Source organism: Rhodococcus sp. H-CA8f, assembly GCF_002501585.1.
GTDB lineage: Bacteria > Actinomycetota > Actinomycetes > Mycobacteriales > Mycobacteriaceae > Rhodococcus_F > Rhodococcus_F erythropolis.
The window spans coordinates 1,283,669-1,300,837 of sequence record NZ_CP023720.1 but is presented as its reverse complement, the minus strand read 5'-3'; the positions used below and the strand labels follow the sequence as shown (position 1 = coordinate 1,300,837).

At 63.5% G+C, this 17,169-nt stretch carries 17 protein-coding genes; 5 read left to right on the top strand and 12 right to left on the bottom strand.

All coding sequences use genetic code 11. The features are described from left to right. The first annotated feature begins 61 nt into the window (after positions 1 to 61). From CPI83_RS06280 to phoU, 5 genes are all read left to right on the top strand, one after another. Complete coding sequence (locus CPI83_RS06280; RefSeq protein ID WP_097386952.1) at positions 62 to 937, top strand: LysR family transcriptional regulator; 876 nt, start codon at positions 62 to 64, stop codon at positions 935 to 937. A gap of 131 nt (positions 938 to 1,068) precedes the next feature. Continuing rightward, a complete protein-coding gene (locus tag CPI83_RS06275) occupies positions 1,069 to 2,028 on the top strand; it encodes an acyl-ACP desaturase (protein ID WP_080909530.1) in 960 nt (319 codons plus the stop codon). Between the two features lie 81 nt (positions 2,029 to 2,109). After that, positions 2,110 to 3,252 (top strand): tRNA dihydrouridine synthase DusB, encoded by a 1,143-nt coding sequence (gene dusB / locus CPI83_RS06270; RefSeq protein ID WP_003939756.1) that lies wholly within the window; start codon positions 2,110 to 2,112, stop codon positions 3,250 to 3,252. Between the two features lie 150 nt (positions 3,253 to 3,402). Beyond that, complete coding sequence (locus tag CPI83_RS06265) at positions 3,403 to 5,451, top strand: LCP family protein (protein WP_232816873.1); 2,049 nt, start codon at positions 3,403 to 3,405, stop codon at positions 5,449 to 5,451. A 72-nt stretch (positions 5,452 to 5,523) separates the two neighbouring features. Further along, complete coding sequence (phoU, locus tag CPI83_RS06260; protein ID WP_003940130.1) at positions 5,524 to 6,219, top strand: phosphate signaling complex protein PhoU; 696 nt, start codon at positions 5,524 to 5,526, stop codon at positions 6,217 to 6,219. A gap of 75 nt (positions 6,220 to 6,294) precedes the next feature. On the opposite strand, the gene CPI83_RS06255 is transcribed toward phoU, so the two are convergent. From CPI83_RS06255 to mshD, 12 genes are all read right to left on the bottom strand, one after another. After that, positions 6,295 to 7,041 (bottom strand): SDR family oxidoreductase, encoded by a 747-nt coding sequence (locus CPI83_RS06255; RefSeq protein WP_097386951.1) that lies wholly within the window; start codon positions 7,039 to 7,041, stop codon positions 6,295 to 6,297. A 90-nt stretch (positions 7,042 to 7,131) separates the two neighbouring features. Next, on the bottom strand, positions 7,132 to 7,869 hold the full coding sequence (locus tag CPI83_RS06250) for an urease accessory protein UreD (RefSeq protein WP_232816872.1): 738 nt from the start codon (positions 7,867 to 7,869) through the stop codon (positions 7,132 to 7,134). Then, positions 7,869 to 8,612 (bottom strand): urease accessory protein UreG, encoded by a 744-nt coding sequence (gene ureG, locus CPI83_RS06245; protein WP_020908922.1) that lies wholly within the window; start codon positions 8,610 to 8,612, stop codon positions 7,869 to 7,871. Before ureG ends, CPI83_RS06250 begins: the two co-directional genes overlap by 1 nt. Then, positions 8,605 to 9,294: an urease accessory UreF family protein gene (locus tag CPI83_RS06240; RefSeq protein ID WP_024487292.1), complete on the bottom strand. Its 690-nt coding sequence runs from the start codon at positions 9,292 to 9,294 to the stop codon at positions 8,605 to 8,607. Before CPI83_RS06240 ends, ureG begins: the two co-directional genes overlap by 8 nt. A 4-nt stretch (positions 9,295 to 9,298) precedes the next feature. Then, a complete protein-coding gene (locus CPI83_RS06235) occupies positions 9,299 to 11,008 on the bottom strand; it encodes an urease subunit alpha (RefSeq protein WP_097386950.1) in 1,710 nt (569 codons plus the stop codon). After that, positions 11,005 to 11,475 carry an urease subunit beta gene (gene ureB / locus CPI83_RS31390; RefSeq protein WP_020908924.1) on the bottom strand — a complete coding sequence of 157 codons (471 nt, stop codon included), beginning with the start codon at positions 11,473 to 11,475 and terminating at the stop codon, positions 11,005 to 11,007. The genes CPI83_RS06235 and ureB overlap by 4 nt, the downstream gene beginning before the upstream one ends. After that, positions 11,472 to 11,774, bottom strand: a complete 303-nt coding sequence (ureA, locus tag CPI83_RS06225) for an urease subunit gamma (RefSeq protein WP_003939800.1) — start codon at positions 11,772 to 11,774, stop codon at positions 11,472 to 11,474. The genes ureB and ureA overlap by 4 nt, the downstream gene beginning before the upstream one ends. Before the next feature lie 281 nt (positions 11,775 to 12,055). Next, positions 12,056 to 12,832, bottom strand: coding sequence for a phosphate ABC transporter ATP-binding protein PstB (gene pstB / locus CPI83_RS06220; protein WP_019745087.1), 777 nt, complete (start codon positions 12,830 to 12,832; stop codon positions 12,056 to 12,058). A gap of 58 nt (positions 12,833 to 12,890) precedes the next feature. Then, on the bottom strand, positions 12,891 to 13,799 hold the full coding sequence (gene pstA / locus CPI83_RS06215; RefSeq protein WP_003940100.1) for a phosphate ABC transporter permease PstA: 909 nt from the start codon (positions 13,797 to 13,799) through the stop codon (positions 12,891 to 12,893). 3 nt (positions 13,800 to 13,802) lie between these two features. Continuing rightward, the gene (gene pstC / locus CPI83_RS06210) at positions 13,803 to 14,894 is read right to left on the bottom strand and encodes a phosphate ABC transporter permease subunit PstC (protein WP_007733846.1); all 1,092 of its coding nucleotides are present in this window, start codon (positions 14,892 to 14,894) and stop codon (positions 13,803 to 13,805) included. Positions 14,895 to 14,956: 62 nt separating this feature from the next. Continuing rightward, a complete protein-coding gene (pstS, locus tag CPI83_RS06205; RefSeq protein WP_019745088.1) occupies positions 14,957 to 16,075 on the bottom strand; it encodes a phosphate ABC transporter substrate-binding protein PstS in 1,119 nt (372 codons plus the stop codon). 193 nt (positions 16,076 to 16,268) lie between these two features. Continuing rightward, a complete protein-coding gene (gene mshD / locus CPI83_RS06200) occupies positions 16,269 to 17,168 on the bottom strand; it encodes a mycothiol synthase (RefSeq protein WP_097386949.1) in 900 nt (299 codons plus the stop codon). Position 17,169: the final 1 nt, after the last annotated feature.

The window sequence follows — 17,169 nt, the reverse complement described above, 5'->3', positions numbered from 1 at the left end:
GACAAAAGAAAATGCATAAACTTGGAGTTCTATATGCGTCATAGGTATATAGATTGGGTTCGTGATGCTGACCGAAGACCTCGAATGGTTTGTCGTTCTCGCCGAAACCCAACAGGTGACCGCTACCGCGGATCTGACTCACCTGTCGCAGCCGACGCTCTCGCGCAAACTCGCACGCCTCGAACGACAGATCGGAGTGACGCTCTTCGACCGTCAGGGACGCCGGCTCGAACTGAACCGGTACGGCGAGATCCTCTACCGACACGTTCGCACCGCTCTTCACTCACTCGACGCGGCGCAGAGCGAAATCCAGTCGCTGGCGAGCCCCGAAAGCGGCACGGTCCGGCTCGACTTCCTCCACTCGTTCGGCACCTGGTTGGTGCCGCACATGCTGCGCGGATACCGCGTCGAGCATCCCGGAGTGCGATTCGAACTGCATCAGGACAGTGCGCAGTTCCTGGTCGACAGAATTGCCGCCGGCACGTCCGACCTGGCCGTCGTCTCGCCGCAGCCGCGTGATCCGCAGGTGGCATGGATGCAGATCGCCCAGCAGTCACTGGCATTGGCTGTTCCGGCTGATCATCGCTTTGCGAAGTTGCATTCGGTCGAGCTTGCGGACGCGGCCGACGAACCGTTCATCGGTATGCATCCGAACTTCGGGATGCGAAGAATTCTCGATGAACTGTGCGCGGCCGCAGGATTCACGCCGAATTTCGTCTTCGAGAGCAGCGAGCTGGCAACGGTCGGCGGACTGGTCTCCGCGTCCTTCGGTGTCTCGGTCATGCCGGTGCAGGATCCACCGATCTGGGCCGAAGGAGTCGTCTACGTACCGATCGAAGGAGCACAGCGAAAAATAGGGCTGATCTGGTCGAAGACCCGCGAGCTGTCCGATCCCGCCCGGACGTTCCGCGACTACGTCGAAAGAACGACTTGGTAGTGAAAGTGCCCCCGGATAACTACGGATCGGTAACATCCCTCGAGGGGAGCAATTTTCATGCCATTCTTTTCAAACCTACGGTGCCGTAGGCTGGGGCGAAGTCGCGCATTCACTCAACATGGAGGCAAGAAATGACGAGGATTCTGACGCAGCTGGAGCTGCTACAAGAGCTGCAGCCGGTTGCCGAGGAGAACGTCAACCGCCACATCTCCATGGCCAAGGAATGGCATCCACACGACTACGTTCCGTGGGACGAGGGTCGTAACTTCGCAGCCATGGGCGGCGAAGACTGGAGTCTCGAGCAGTCACAGCTCGGCGAGGTAGCTCGCGCCGCGATGATCACCAACCTGCTCACCGAGGACAACCTGCCCTCGTACCACCGCGAGATCGCCGAGAACTTTTCGCAGGACGGCGCCTGGGGAACGTGGGTCGGCCGGTGGACCGCCGAGGAGAACCGTCACGGCATCGTGATGCGTGACTACCTCGTCGTCACTCGCGCAGTCGACCCCGTCGAGCTCGAGCGCTTCCGCATGGAACACATGACCAACGGTTACAGCGCACCCATCGACGAGGGCGACGCCGGCCTGCTGCACTCGGTCGCCTACGTGACCTTCCAGGAACTCGCGACGCGCGTCAGCCACCGCAACACCGGCAAGGCTTGCGACGAGCCGATTGCCGACAAGATGCTTCAGCGCATCGCCGCTGATGAGAACCTGCACATGATCTTCTACCGCAACATCTGCGCCGCCGCGCTCGATCTTGCTCCCGATCAGGCTCTCAAGGCTGTGGCGAACATCGTCCAGAACTTCCAGATGCCGGGCGCGGGCATGCCGAACTTCCGTCGTAACGGCGCTCTCATGGCCAAGCACGGCATCTACGACCTTCGCCAGCACCTCGACGAGGTCGTCTGGCCCGTCTTGCGCAAGTGGAACATCTTCGAGCGCAACGATTTCAGCGCCGAAGGCGAGAACACGCGCGAAGAGTTGGCGACCTTCCTCGAGACCCTTGCCGCCAACGCGACGAAGTTCGAGGAACAGCGCGATCGCATGCTCGCACGCGAAGCCGCCAAGCGCGAACAGCAGGCTTCTTAGTTTCACCAGCTATTCTGTGCCCGGTACCGGATTCGGTACCGGGCACTTCCAATTGTCACAAGTATTTGTTCAGAGGTAGACATGTCATCCCTACGTATCGGTTCACTCGAGCTGCACAGCCCCGTGGTCCTCGCCCCCATGGCGGGCGTCACCAACGTCGCTTTCCGCACGCTGTGCCGTGAACTCGAACTCGAACGTGCAGGCAGCACGTCCGGCCTCTACGTCTGCGAGATGGTCACGGCACGCGCGCTCGTCGAGCGCCAGCCGGCCACGATGCACATGACCACGTTCGGCCCGACCGAAACGCCCCGGTCGCTGCAGCTGTACACAGTCGACCCGGATACGACCTACGCCGCGGCGAAGATGATCGTCGACGAGAACATGGCCGATCACATCGACATGAACTTCGGCTGCCCCGTCCCGAAGGTGACCCGCAAGGGCGGTGGCTCCGCGCTGCCGTACAAGCGTCGGCTGTTCGGACAGATCGTCGCGGCCGCTGTGCGCGCGACCGAGGGCACCGATATTCCGGTCACCGTGAAGATGCGCGTCGGCATCGACCCCGAACATCACACGCACCTCGACGCCGGCCGGATCGCCGCAGCTGAAGGCGCTGCTGCCGTCGCACTTCACGCACGTACCGCGTCGCAGCGCTACTCCGGCACTGCTGACTGGAACGAGATCACGCGTCTCAAGGAACACGTCACCGACGTTCCGATCCTCGGCAACGGTGACATCTTCGATGCTTCGGATGCTGCCCGGATGATGAACGAGACCGGCTGCGACGGCGTCGTCGTCGGACGTGGCTGCCTTGGACGGCCATGGCTGTTCGCGGAACTCAGCGCAGCTCTCAACGGACAACAGATCGCCACGCCGCCGACGCTCGGCGAAGTCACCAAGATCATCGCCCGTCACGCCCAGCTGCTCGCCGCACACCACGGTGAGATGAAGGGCTTGCGCGAACTTCGCAAGCACGTCTCCTGGTACATGCGTGGGTTCCCGGTCGGATCGGATCTGCGGGTCTCGATGGCGTTGGTCAGCACGTTGTCCGAACTGGACGACCTGCTCGGACAGCTCGATCACGACGTCCCGTTCCCCAAGGACGCCGAAGGCCCGCGGGGTCGCCAAGGCTCGCCCGGTCAGGTAGCACTTCCGGAAGGTTGGCTCGACGATCCCGAGGACGATCTTGTGCCGGTCGGGGCTGACATGATGCACTCCGGTGGCTAGCGAGAACACGCCGTCGGATTACTCTCATCACTTTCTGAGTGAAGCACTCAGGATTCACCAGTAATATGGCTCCAGCTTCGTCGACAACCGGTTGACGCCGGCATCTGAATGACGAGTTACTGACAGTCGACGACGGGACAGGTTGCATCGGTGGGTGATGATCACGATTCGGGCCCACCTCCGCCCGAGAGCCGCGCCCCCTGGGAACGTCCGCTCGCAGACAAGCGGTTCCGCAACGCCCGCCCGGACCAACCGGCAGCTCCCCAGCGTCCTGCCACACCCCAGCGTCCTGCCACACCCCAGCGACCAGCACCGCAACCACCCAGTCCCCCGGAGCGTCGCAGCAGTGGACGGACCGGCCGCCGGGATTCGCCTCCGACCGACGACTCTGTTTCGGTCGCCGAGTTGGTCCGTCGGGTAGGCGACAAGAAGCCGCCACCTGCCCCGGCTGCGCCGCCCAAGGCAGCGCCGACCAAATCCGCGCCACCCAGGACTCCACCTCCATCAGCGTCCGCGCCGCCCCCGGCCCGGCCGATTCCCGCGCGTCCGACCGTCCCGCCTGCCGCTGCGGACTGGATCACCGAAGAACATCCCGTCACCTCCGCAGTGCCGCGGGTAGTCGGTGACACCGGCGCTACTCGTCTGGCGCAAAGCAAGATTCGCCGCCGCCATCGCGCAAAAGTGATCGGCCGATCGGCAGTAGCGTTCCTGGCCGTCATGTCTCTCGCGTTGACCGGCGTCGTCTGGGGTTATCTGCGGTCGGTCGAAGGCGGTTTCGATCAGATTGCGGCACTCGACACCGAGTCCGACGACATCATCGACGCCGGGGGCCAGCTCGGCGACGAGACGTACTTGATCATCGGCACCGATACCCGCGCCGGCGCGAGCGGTGAGATCGGCGCCGGAACCGTCGAAGACGCCGAAGGCGCCCGAGCCGACACGGTCATGCTGGTGAACATTCCCGCCGACCGAAGCCGCGTCGTCGCCGTCTCCTTCCCGCGTGACCTCGACGTCGAACGTCCGATCTGCCAGGGTTGGGACAACGACGCCGGCAAGTACACCAGCGAAACCTTCCCGGCAGCCAGCGGCGACAAGCTCAATGCGACGTACGCACTCGGTGGTCCCAAGTGCCTGGTCAAGGTCATCCAGAAGATGTCCGGCCTGAAAATCGGGCACTTCGTCGGAATGGACTTCGCCGGCTTCGAGCGCATGGTCGACACCGTCGGCGGCGTGAACGTCTGCTCCCCCGGACCGATCGAGGACGGCATCCTCGGAACCGTCCTCGCATCCGGCGGAACACAGATGCTCGACGGCCGTACCGCCCTCAACTATGTGCGTGCGCGCCACGTCGAAGCCGAGGGTAACGGCGACTACGGACGCATCACCCGTCAGCAGAAGTTCCTGTCGGCGCTGCTCCGCTCGGCCCTGTCCAACCAGGTCCTCCTGAATCCGAGCAAGCTCAACGGATTCATCAACGCCTTCACCAGCGACACGTTCGTCGAGAACATCGACACGAAGTCGCTGGTCACCCTCGGCCGTTCGCTGCAGAACGTCGACGCGGGCGCGGTCACGTTCTTGACGGTCCCCACGGACGGCACCAACGACTGGGGCAACGAGATTCCTCGCACCGACGAGATCAAGTCCCTCTTCCAGGCGATCATCGACGACGAACCGCTTCCGGGTGAAGAGCGCGAGGACACCACACCGTCGTCGACCAGTTCCACGACAACCCCTCCTACGTCCAGCACGCCGCCCGCCGCCACTTCCGTCGAAGCGATGAGTGCCTACAACATCTCGGTCGACGTCTCCAACGCGTCGGGAATCGCCGGGCAGGCCGCGACGATCGCCGACAGCCTCGCTGCCTACGGTTTCCAGATCTCCACGGTCGGCAACTTCAGCGCAGCCACCGGCCTGGCGAATGCTCAAGCCTCGACCACCGTCGTGCGTTACGCAGCAGGTTACGAGGCTGAAGCGGTCACTGTCGCGTCGTCGATTCCCGGTGCGGTTCTCGTTCTCGCTCCGAGCATGGGAGACATGATCGAGGTCGTCGTCGGAAGCAATTTCGCCGGCACCGTCGTCGCCCCCGCGGACCCGGGGACCATCCTGGCGGCAAATCCGACATCGGTCGACACCAGCACCTCGACGGCTCTGCCCGCCGACATCGCCAGCGTCAACGCAGGCGACACCACCTGCGACTGACACGCGTTCATTCACCTTGCGTTCACCTGGTGCTTGTGACTTGGTCTTTCACGGCACGTAGGCTCTGACCTCATGCGCGTGGCTTACAACGAACAGATGACCGAGCTTGCAGACACGCTCGGCGAGATGGCAGGACTGGCAGGTGCCGCTATGGAGCGCGCCACCCAGTCCCTGCTCCAGGCAGACCTGTCCCTGGCAGAACAAGTAATCGGCGAACACGACAAGATCACCGAACTCAGCACCATTTGCGAGGAGCGCGCGTTTGCGCTGCTCGCCCTGCAGGCTCCCGTTGCCGGAGATCTGCGCTCGGTGGTCAGTGGAATCCAGATCGTCGCCGACATCGACCGCATGGGTGCACTCGCCCTGCACGTCGCGAAGATCGCGCGCCGCCGACATCCCAACCACGTGCTTCCCGAAGAGGTCAACGGCTACTTCGCCGAGATGGGACGCATCGCTGTCTCCATCGGTGCGGCCGCCAAGGTCGTCCTCGAGACCCGCGACCCCGAGCGCGCTGCCCGCCTGCGCGAAGAAGACGAAGCGATGGACGACCTCCACCGCCACCTCTTCACCGTCCTCATGGACCGCGAGTGGAAGCACGGCGTTGCCGCCGCAGTCGACGTCACGCTGCTCGGCCGCTTCTACGAGCGGTTCGCCGACCACGCCGTCGAGGTCGGCCGACGCGTCATCTTCCTGGTGACCGGCAAGCTGCCCGAAGAGCCGGAAACCACCGAGAAGGTCGACAACCTCACCTCGTACCCGGATCTCTGAACTACCCGGACCTCTGAACCTAACCGTCCACGTGAGTAAAAGGCGGCCGCGCACTTGCGCGGCCGCCTTTCCTATTCAGTTCTCGTGCAACCAGGTCTTCAACGTGGGTCCTGCAGTTGTGGATCCCGGCCCGGGCAGCAGCGCCCCACCCTTCATCGCCTTACCCGCTCCCGGCATCGAGATCGGGATCAGCCACTTGCGCCGGCCACGGTATTTCAAAATCTCACGCGTCATGGCCGGGATCTCGAGGACCTCAGGCCCGGCGAGATCTGGAGCCCTCCCGGTCGGACCGTTCTGAGCGCATGTCACCAGAGCCTCGGCGACGGTCTTCGCCGCTATCGGTTGGGAGCGCATCCGGGGAACCATCGCGACCGGCCCCAGTCCGAAGAGCGCGATGGTCTTCTCGCCGAACTCGAACCACTGAGTGGATCGCAGGATCGTGAAGGGAATGCCCGACGCTTCCACCGCGCGTTCCTGCGCGGCCTTTCCCTGGTAGTACCCGAAGGACTTCAACTGCGGATCGTCGCAGTTCACGATCGAGAGCAGCACGTGATGCTTAACGCCTGCTCTGGCTTCGGCCGCGGCGATGTTCTTCGCTGCCGTCTCGAAGAACTCGATCGCCTTCTTGGCACTGTTGGTGACGTGATCACTCACGTCGATGACAACGTCGGCACCGACAAATGCTTCGTCCAACCCCGCACCCGTAGAGATGTCGACTCCCGTCGATCGAGCGGCGGCTACGACGTCATGGCCCCCGATTTTCGCCTGCTCGACGACCAGCTTTCCCATCTGGCCGGTTCCGCCCAGAACAACAATTCGCATGATGCCTCCGTCAAACCCGTGCGCCCGGCTCTCTTCGGCCTGGTCACATACTGGACGACGCAGCCTCCCGAAGTGTGACGGTCGGGCGAATCAGTCGGTGTACTTCTGCGAAACCCGCCCACGCCACTGCGACCACATCGGATCCAACGCTGCGCTCGCCTCGTGTGCGTGATCGGCGACGGCCCGCGCCAGCATCCCTGCTCCCGCCAGCGGCGTCACGTGCCCTTCGACGTCGTCGGAAGTCTTGATCCCCAACAGCATGGTCGTACCGAGCACGCGATGGCCACCGAGAATTCCCGGCAGCGAACGGCCCGGCACGCTACGCAGGTCGAGTGTTTCCACGAGCAGCGCGTCACCGTCGACGGTAATGCGCTGATCCGAGCGAAGGGCACCGCCGGTTTCGCCGGTCCGGCCGAACACGATCATCTCGTCGAGCAGCGCAACCGCATCGGATTCCAGTGAAATATCCACGCGCCTGGTCACATCCGCGCCGCCCGCGACGACAAACGGTGCCGCGCGCCAGATCAGCGCCGCACCGGCGCCGACGCTCGCCGAAGCCGACCACGACGCCCGGCCGCCACGCGCGTTGTACGCGACGGTCCCCGACGGCTCGATCACCTCGAGGCACGTACCCGGAGCGACTACGAATTCGATACGCAGGTCGTCGCCGGCCAGCAGCGTTGCACTGTGCCCTACCAAGGCAATTCGCACGGTGAGCCCGCGAGCGTCGACGAACCGCGGGGCCAGGAAGTCGCCCGAGATCAGCTCTCGCGCAACAGCGGTGTCACCCACTCTCTCGACGACGACCCGCGTAGCTCCGGTGCGCATCAGTGAGCGTGAGAGTGGCTGTGCCCGTGACCGTGTCCGTGGTCTTCTTCATCGGCATGGAAGTGCGGCGCCATCGGGCCCGGATCCTGCGGGGTGTGACTACCCGCGCGGTGAGCTGCGATGACCTGGCGAAGCCACGCACTGAGCTGGTCGATCGTCGCGTGATCCTTCTGGCTGAGCGCGAGCACGGGAAGTCCGTCTCGCGCGGCCGTGGCATCGGCCACCATCTGGACCGCGTCGACGTCGACGTACGGGGCCAGGTCGATCTTGTTGACCACCAACAGATCTGCCCGCTCGATTCCGGGACCACCCTTGCGTGCGACGTCTCCGCCGCCCGCGACGTCGATGCAGAAGATCTGGGCGTCGACCAGTGCCGGGCTGAACGTGGCGGTCAGATTGTCACCGCCGCTTTCCACGATCACCATGTCGAGGGGATGGAACTGACGCTCGAGGTCTTCGACCGCAATGAGGTTCGGCGTCACGTCGTCACGGATGGCCGTGTGCGGGCACGCGCCGGTCTCGACTGCGACGATGCGCTCGATCGGAAGTACGTTGGCCGCGCGCAACAGTCGCGCGTCCTCGTCGGTGTAGATGTCGTTGGTGACCACCGCGATCTCGTACTCCGACGCGAGCTCGCGGCAGATGGTGGCGATGAGGGTACTTTTGCCTGTGCCGACGGGGCCGGCAACTCCGAGCCTCAAACCTCTTGCAGCAGTGGTGGTGTTGTTCAGGTTGTCAAGCACGGAAAATCCTCCTGGATCGAGCGTGGTGTTCGAGTGACCATTGTTCGACCAACGGTCCTGTTGTTGCGGGTATATCTGTGACGCCCTCGACTGCTACGGCAGCCGCGGCGACGGTTTCGATGGTCGGGGCTGCTCGGAGCAACCATTCGACCGGTTCTGCCGGATCCACCGGCAGTAGCTTCAGTGCCGCCGACGCCACTGTTTGAGCGTCGTCGTACAAACAAGATCTGGCTGCCTGTAGGTCGTCCATCCCGGAGATCGCCGTGAAGACTCCCAACGCGAGCGGACGCATCGGATGCCCAGGCAGCGCCATGAGCATCTGGACCGCGGGGTGCTGCGGCCACAATCGCGACGCCAGCCTGGCCAGTCCACGTCCGAGCTGAATAGACGCCTCACGCAGCGGTGCGCTGGGCGTCCGAGCGAGCAGTTCCCTTGAGATCTCCTCGAGTTCGCCTGCACCACCGGCACTTACGGCCCAGCGGCGCGCGATCACCGTTGCAGCGGCCTCGACAAGTCCCACTGTTTCGAGTCGACCGCGAATGAAGTCGGGGACCTGACTCTGCAGGAGTCCGCCCGCCAGTGCCGGTTCCAACCCCGACGAGTGCGCGTGACCGCCGGTAGGCAGACGCCCGTCTGCCAAGAGCATCGATGCTATCTCGGCAGACGCCATCTCGATTGACATGGTTTCAGAACAGCATGTAGCGCTGAGCCATCGGCACTACGTCAACGGGGTTGGGCGCGATCAGGTCGCCGTTGACCTTGATGGCAAACGTCTCCGGATCGACGTCGATGGACGGCAGTGCCGTGTTGTTCGGCATATCCGCCTTGGTGAGGTGCCTCGTCGGACGAACACCGGTAAGGGTGCGCGTGAGACCGAGACGACCGGCCAGACCGTCCTCGATCGCCATCGGCGAGACGAACGTCGTGGACAGGTGCGGGGCTGATCCCGGAGTTGCCGCGATGGCCGGCCGAACGAACACCGGCTGCGGGGTCGGGATAGCAGCGTTCGGATCACCCAGCGGCGCAGCAACTATCGCCCCACCCTTGATCACGGCAGAAGGACGGACACCGAAGAACGCGGGATCCCACAGCACCAGGTCCGCCATCTTCCCGGCCTCGACCGATCCGATCTCGTGATCGATACCGTGAGCCACCGCGGGGCAGATCGTGTACTTGGCGACGTAACGGCGCGCACGCTCGTTGTCGGCCGGCATGCTGGTACCCAGCTTGCCGTACTGGGCCTTCATGACGTGGGCGACCTGCCATGTCCGCAGGGTCACCTCACCGATACGGCCCATCGCCTGGGCGTCGGACGAGGTGATGGAGATGGCACCGATGTCGTGCAGAAAGTCTTCCGCTGCAATAGTTGTCGGCCGGATCCGTGACTCGGCAAAGGCAAGATCCTCCGGAACCCGGGGATTGAGCGCATGACACACGATGAGCATGTCGAGGTGCTCGGCAACCGTGTTTACGGTGTGCGGCAACGTCGGATTGGTCGATGCCGGAAGAACGTTCGGCTCACCTGCCGTCACGATGATGTCCGGAGCGTGCCCGCCGCCGGCGCCTTCCGCATGGAACACGTGGATCCCGCGTCCGGCGATCGCGTCCAAAGTGTGCTGTACGTAGCCGGTTTCGTTGAGGCTGTCGGCGTGCAGCGCCACCTGGAGCCCGAACTCGTCAGCTGCTCGCAGAGCTGCGTCGATTGCGGCCGGAGTGGAACCCCAGTCCTCGTGGACCTTGAATCCACCTGCGCCGGCGAGAGCTTCCTGTCGCATGGCCTCATAGCTGACGGTGCTGCCCTTGCCGAGGAGAAGAACGTTGAGCGGGATGTGGTCGAGGGCCCGGTGCATCATCGTCAGCGACCAGGCGCCGGGCGTGACGGTGGTTGCCTTGCTTCCCTCGGTTGGGCCCGTTCCGCCGCCCGCCACCGTCGTCGTACCGGTCGCGAGCGCTTCCATCATCTCGATTTCACTGAGGAAGTGCACGTGAGTGTCGATCGCACCCGCGGTGAGGATCTTCCCCTCGCCGGCGATCACGTCGGTGCTCGGCCCGATGAGCAACTTGGGGTGCACGCCATCCATGATGTCGGGGTTACCGGACTTGCCAATCGCAACGATGCGTCCGTCGCGAATTCCGACGTCTGCCCGGACGATTCCCCAGTGATCGAGGATCACCGTGTTGGTGATGACGACGTCGAGAGCGCCCTGATCGCGAGTGGTCAGGCCCTGGCCCATCGACTCGCGGATGCTCTTGCCGCCGCCGAAGACCATCTCGTCGCCGGTCGCGGTGTAGTCGTGCTCGATCTCGATCCACAGATCTGTGTCGGCCAAACGGATCTGGTCGCCAGCGGTCGGGCCGTACAAGGAGGCGTAACCGCGTCGATCGATCCTGCTCATTCGGCTGTCCTCTCAACTGGCGTCGCGGCGTCATCCGGTGAATCCGCTTCGACTGGAACATCACTCACACGAACGTTCACCGAGGACGCTCGCAAAGGTTCTTCGACCTCGACACCGGGCGTGCCGAACGGCATCACGGTCTTGGGCTCACGCGCATGCGTCGGTAGGTCTTCGTCCGGCACGATCTGCAGGCCCGGAACCCTTTTGAGTCCGCCGAGCGCGATCAGTGTCACCGTCCTGCTTACCCCGGGTTCGAACCGAACCGACGTTCCCGAGGGGATGTCGAGCCGGAAGCCGTCTGCCGCTTCGCGATCGAAGGTCAGCGCCGGGTTGGCCGCTGGAAGGTGCAGATGTGAACCGATCTGAATGGGGCGATCGCCGTCGTTGACGACGACCATCGTGATCTTTTCCGCGTCAGTGCCGAACTCGAGCGGTTCGGTGGACACACGTACCTCACCGGGGATCATCGAATGGGCTCCGTCACGGTGACCAGCTTGCGACCGTCCGGGAAAGTGGCCTCCACCTGGACGTTTGCAATCATCTCGGGTACCCCTTCCATCACGTCGTCGCGGGTGAGCACTTGCCGACCGGCGTTCATCAGTTCCGCAACCGTCATTCCGTCACGCGCACGCTCGAGAATCCAACACGAGATCAGGGCCATCGCTTCGGGGTAGTTCAGCAGTACCCCGCGCTCGCGGCGGTCGCGGGCGACCATGCCCGCAACGCTCAGGAGGAGCTTTTCGGTATCTGAAGGGGTGAGGTGCACTGACAAGCCCTTCCGGTTGTGAAACGACATCGATCGACAGCGTGCTGTCGGGCCGAGATTAGCATTGCCCGAAGCGTCGTCAGTATCCACGAGATTCACATCGTCGGCTACTTCAGCGCCCACTCGGCGCACTTGCGCTGCTCATCGAATTATTCGGGCGCCCAACGACGCTCAGCTCTGCGCCCCGGAGTGGGAACTATCACCACAACCAAAAAGTTTCACCCCCGTCTCCTGTTGGAAACGGGGGTGAAACATGATCGTGCAGTGTGCAATCCCAGGGGCTATCCGAAGCGGCCGGAGATGTAGTCCTCGGTGGCCTTCTGCGTCGGGTTCGAGAAGATCTTCTCGGTGTCGTCGATCTCGACGAGCTGACCGGGCTTACCGGTTGCCTCGAGGTTGAAGAATGCCGTCTGGTCACTCACACGCGCAGCCTGCTGCATGTTGTGCGTGACGATGACGATCGTGAAGTCCTTCTTCAGCTCGGTGATCAGGTCCTCGATCGCGAGAGTCGAGATCGGGTCGAGCGCGGAGCACGGCTCGTCCATGAGCAGAACGTCGGGCGAGACCGCGATGGCACGCGCGATGCACAGACGCTGCTGCTGACCGCCTGAGAGGCCGCCACCGGGCTTGTCGAGGCGATCCTTGACCTCGGTCCACAGGTTGGCACCGCGCAGCGAACGCTCGGCCACCTCGTCGAGCTTCTTCTTGCTGCGCTCGCCCTGCAACTTCAAGCCCGCGACGACGTTGTCCTTGATGGACATGGTCGGGAAGGGGTTGGGTCGCTGGAACACCATGCCGATGGTCTTGCGGACGCCGACAGGATCGACGTTCGAGCCGTAGATGTCCTCGCCGTCGAGCAGGACCGAACCCTCGACGCGCGCACCGGGAATCACTTCGTGCATGCGGTTGAGTGAACGGAGAACGGTGGACTTGCCGCAACCGGACGGGCCGATGAAGGCGGTGACGCTCCGGGGCGGGACGGACAGGCCCACATCGGCGACGGCGTGGAACTTGCCGTAGTAGATGTTGACGTCCTTGAGATCCAGACGCTTGGCCATTACCGGCTCCCTACTGAGTTGTTGACGCTGTTGAGTACGAACATGTTCCGAGGCCGCATCACTTGCTTCTGACCTGTGAGAAGTGACCGATCAGCTTCGCGACGATGTTGAGGATCGCGATCAGCAGGATCAGGGTCAGTGCTGCGCCCCAGATGCGGTTGGTGCCGGCGTCGGTCGGGTTGTTCATCTCGGCGACCATGACGGAAGGCAGAGTGCCCATTTCGCCGTTGAACAGGTCGAAGTTGATGAACGGCGCGTAGCCGACGAGGATCAGCAGCGGCGCGGTCTCACCGAGCACGCGGGCCAGGGCCAGCATGACGCCGGTGATGATGCCGGGAAGCGCCGTCGGCAGAACGATTTTCGAGATGGTCTTCCACTTCGGCACACCGAGCGCGTACGACGCCTCGCGCAGATCCATCGGGACGATGCGCAGCATTTCCTCGGTGGAGCGGATGACGACCGGGACCATGAGAAGGACCAGAGCCAGCGACACGGCGAACGCGGACTTGGGGAAGCCGAAGGTCGCGATCCACAGTGCGTAGATGAACAGCGCAGCCACGATCGACGGAACACCGCTGAGGATGTCGACCATGAACGTGGTGAGCTTGCCCAGCTTCGACTTCCGGTCGGCGTACTCCACCAGGTAGATCGCGACGAAGATACCGAGCGGGATGGAGAAGACCGCACACACGATGCCTTGCAGCAGGGTGCCGATCAATGCGTGATAGATACCGCCGCCGTCGGCCGACGCCGTCAATCCGCTCAGCGAGTTGGTGAACCACGTGGGCGACGTCAGAGCGGGCAGGCCCTTGGCGATGACCGTGAAGAGCACCCAGACCAACGGGATGAGCGCGATGACGACTGCCAGGCTCACCAGGATGGTCGCGATGACGTCCTTGGCACGACGACGGGCGCCGACGCCTTGGAAAGTGGGGGCCTTGACCGGCCGGTCCAGAGTGGAGGTCATGGGTCAGTCCTTCTTTCCGGCGATCACTGCGCGGGCAGCCGCGTTGACGACGAAGGTCAGTACGAACAGCACCAGTCCGGCCGCGATGTACGCGCCTGCCTGGATGTCGTTGTTGAACTCCGCGTAGCCGAGGGCGATCTTGGAGGCGATGGTCGAGCCGCCGTCGAACAGCGACCAGCCGAAGGCCTGAGAGGTGGTGCGCAGGATCAGGTACAGCGCCATCGTCTCGCCGAGTGCGCGTCCGAGACCGAGCATCGAGCCGCTGATGTAGCCGGACTTACCGAACGGGATGACCGTGGTGCGCACAACTTCCCAGCGCGTGGCGCCGAGAGCGAGTGCAGCTTCGATCTGTGAGCGCGGGGTCTGGATGAACACCTCGCGGGTCACTGCGGTGATGACCGGAAGGATCATCACGGCGAGGACGATGCCTGCGGTGAAGATGGTGCCGCCGCCGGTGATCGATCCGCTGCCGTCGGCGAAGAGCGGGAACCAGCCGAGAGTGTCGTTGAGCCACACCGCGACCGGGGTGATCGCCGGAGCGAACACGAGAAGTCCCCACAGGCCGTAGACGATGGACGGCACGGCCGCGAGAAGGTCGATCGTGTACGACAGTGGCCGCGTGAGCCACTTGGGTGAGTACGAAGTCAGGAAGATCGCGATACCCAGTGCGATCGGCATCGCGAGCACCAGTGCGAACAGCGAGACCAACACCGTGACCTGGAAAAGATCGAGGACACCGAACGCCATCGCGTTGATGTTCTGCGTGACCCATTCACGGCTGGTCAGGAAGTTGACCTGGTTCCGGCTCAAAGCAGGAACAGCACGCCAGATCAGGAACGCGCCGATCGCTGCGATGACAACCGTGATGAAGATTGCCGAACCGGATGCGAGCGAGCTGAAGATGCGGTCACCCGGACGGGTCACCGTCTTGCTGTTGCCGCTTCCCGGACCGTCACCCTTCGGAGGATGCTCGGTTTCTGGAGCCTTGGTGGAAGTAATCGTGTCCTCCGTGGTGCCGTTCGGACCGCCCACCCCGGCCCCGCTGGTTGCGGGGCCGGGAGAACGAGATGTCGAGGTGATGGGCGCGTCACTCATGTGCGCTCACTTCCTTCACGTCTGAATGTAGATCCATGAGCTTGTCCGCACGAGTCTCTAGGTCAGCTGATTGCCGTGATGGACGCGTTGAGGCGATCCTGGACGTTGGCCGGCAGCGGGACGTAACCCTGCTCGGCCAGGTTGGCCTGACCCTCGTTGGCCGCGCTCGTCAGGAACGACTTCACTGCTGCGGTGGTGTCCGCGTCGTAGCCCTTAGAGCAGACGATCGAGTACGTGGCGAGAACCAGCGGGTATGCGCCGGCTTCGTTGGTCTTGAAGATCGACGCGAGGTCGAGCGTCAGGTCGCCGGTTGCGTCGGACTTGAACTTCGCGCCTGCGATCGACTTTGCGGCCGAGTCGTTGGTCAGTGCGACTGCCTCGGAGCCGGTGTTGATTTCTGCAACCGAGAGCTTGTTCTGATCGGCGAACGACTTCTCGACGTAGGTGATCGAACCCGGTGCCGTGGCAACTGCCTGTGCAACGCCCGCCGAACCCTTGGCGCCCTCACCGACGCCACCGGTGAAGTCGGACCCTGCGCCCGACGTCCAAGCACCGTTCGATGCCGCGTCGAGGTACTTCTGGAAGTTGTCGGTGGTGCCCGAGGAATCGGAGCGGATCACGGTGGTGATCTTCTCGTCGGGAAGCGAAGCACCGGAGTTGAGCGCGGCGATTGCCGGATCGTTCCACTTGGTGATGCCACCGTTGAAGATCTTCGCGAGAACCTCTGCGTTGAGAACGAGCTTGTCGACGCCGTCGAGGTTGTATGCAACTGCGATCGGGCCGAAGACGAGGGGAAGGTTCCAGGCTTCGCCGCCGACGCAACGCTCCTTGGCCTTGTCGGCCTGCTCGTCCTTGATGGCCGAGTCGGAGCCGGCGAAGTCGATCTGGCCGGCGATGAACTGCGTGCGACCGTCGCCCGAACCGCTGGGGTTGTAGGCGACGTTGACTGTCTTGCCCTTTTCCTGGCACACGGAGATGTAGGTGGCGACGAACTGGTCCATGGCATTCTTCTGTGCCGAGGAACCAGCGGCAGAGAGGTTACTCTTGCCTTCGCACGTTGCGTTCGATGCGGACGCGTCCACACCCGTCGACGACGAGTTGTTGTCGCTGCCACATGCGGCCAAGGTCATGGCGCCCACGGCCACTACACCGAGCAGGGCACCACTGCGCTTGAGATTCACCAAGATCCTCCGGAAATCGCTACCGCCACGCCCACGATCGGGCGGCGACATGAGATGCAAAATGATTGAAATCTGCATCAGGCAACACGGCGCTGCCCACAGAGAAAAGTAGGCGGGCGCGGTGTCCGGTTGGACCACACATGGTTAACAGAGAATGAACAGACTGGACATTTCTGCGTGTTCGACTGTGACGTCAGAGCGCGCGAGCGTAAGCCATGTCCACGTGGAACCGATCGAAGCCGAGTCGCTCGTACGTGTGGAGGGCGGCAGTGTTGTCACCTTCGACGTACAGAAGGACCGTTCCGAGGCCGCGATCTCGCAGGTAATGCATGCCTGCGAGAGTCAGCACTCGGCCGAGACCACGTCCCTGCGCCGCGGGATCGATACCCACGACGTACACCTCCCCCAACTCCGGATCGCCACCTTCGGGTGCGTGCACCTTGGTCCAGTGAAAGCCGAGAAGAGTATCGGGATCGGTGTCCGCGAACGCCATGAACAGACCCGCCGGGTCGAACCAGCCTTCGGCCGTTCTCTCGTCGATCTCCGCCTGGGTCCAGCCACCCTGCTCGGGATGCCAGGAGAAGGCCGCATTGTTGACGCGAAGGATCTCGGAATCGTCTTCGGGCCCACGGTACGTCCGCATCGTTATACCTTCGGGCACAACGATTTCCGGAAGCTGCGGAGCATCTAGCGGTCGACGCAGCTGGAGGAGTTCACGAACGCTGACCAGATCGAGGCTCTTGGCGAATTCCACTGCGGCGTCGATGTTTCCGTGCGCCCAGACTCGCGTGCCCGGCCGACCTTCGTCGAATACCGCTGCGGCAAGCCTGGTTCCGATACCACGGCGCCGCGCCTGCGGGTCGACCACCAACTCGGCCATGTCGGGATGCTCGTCCGAACCGGCTTGCAGCTGTGCATAACCGACGACCGTATCGCCGTCGAGTTCGAGAAAGTGTCGTGCTGCGCCGCGCCCGGCAACGGCATGGCGCCCCTGTTCCGACACGGGTGCCTTGCCGTCGAACTCGGTCGCGCGATCGAGAAGCGCGGAAACCTGCTCGGCGGATCCGGCCGGCAGTGAATCTGTCCAACCCACG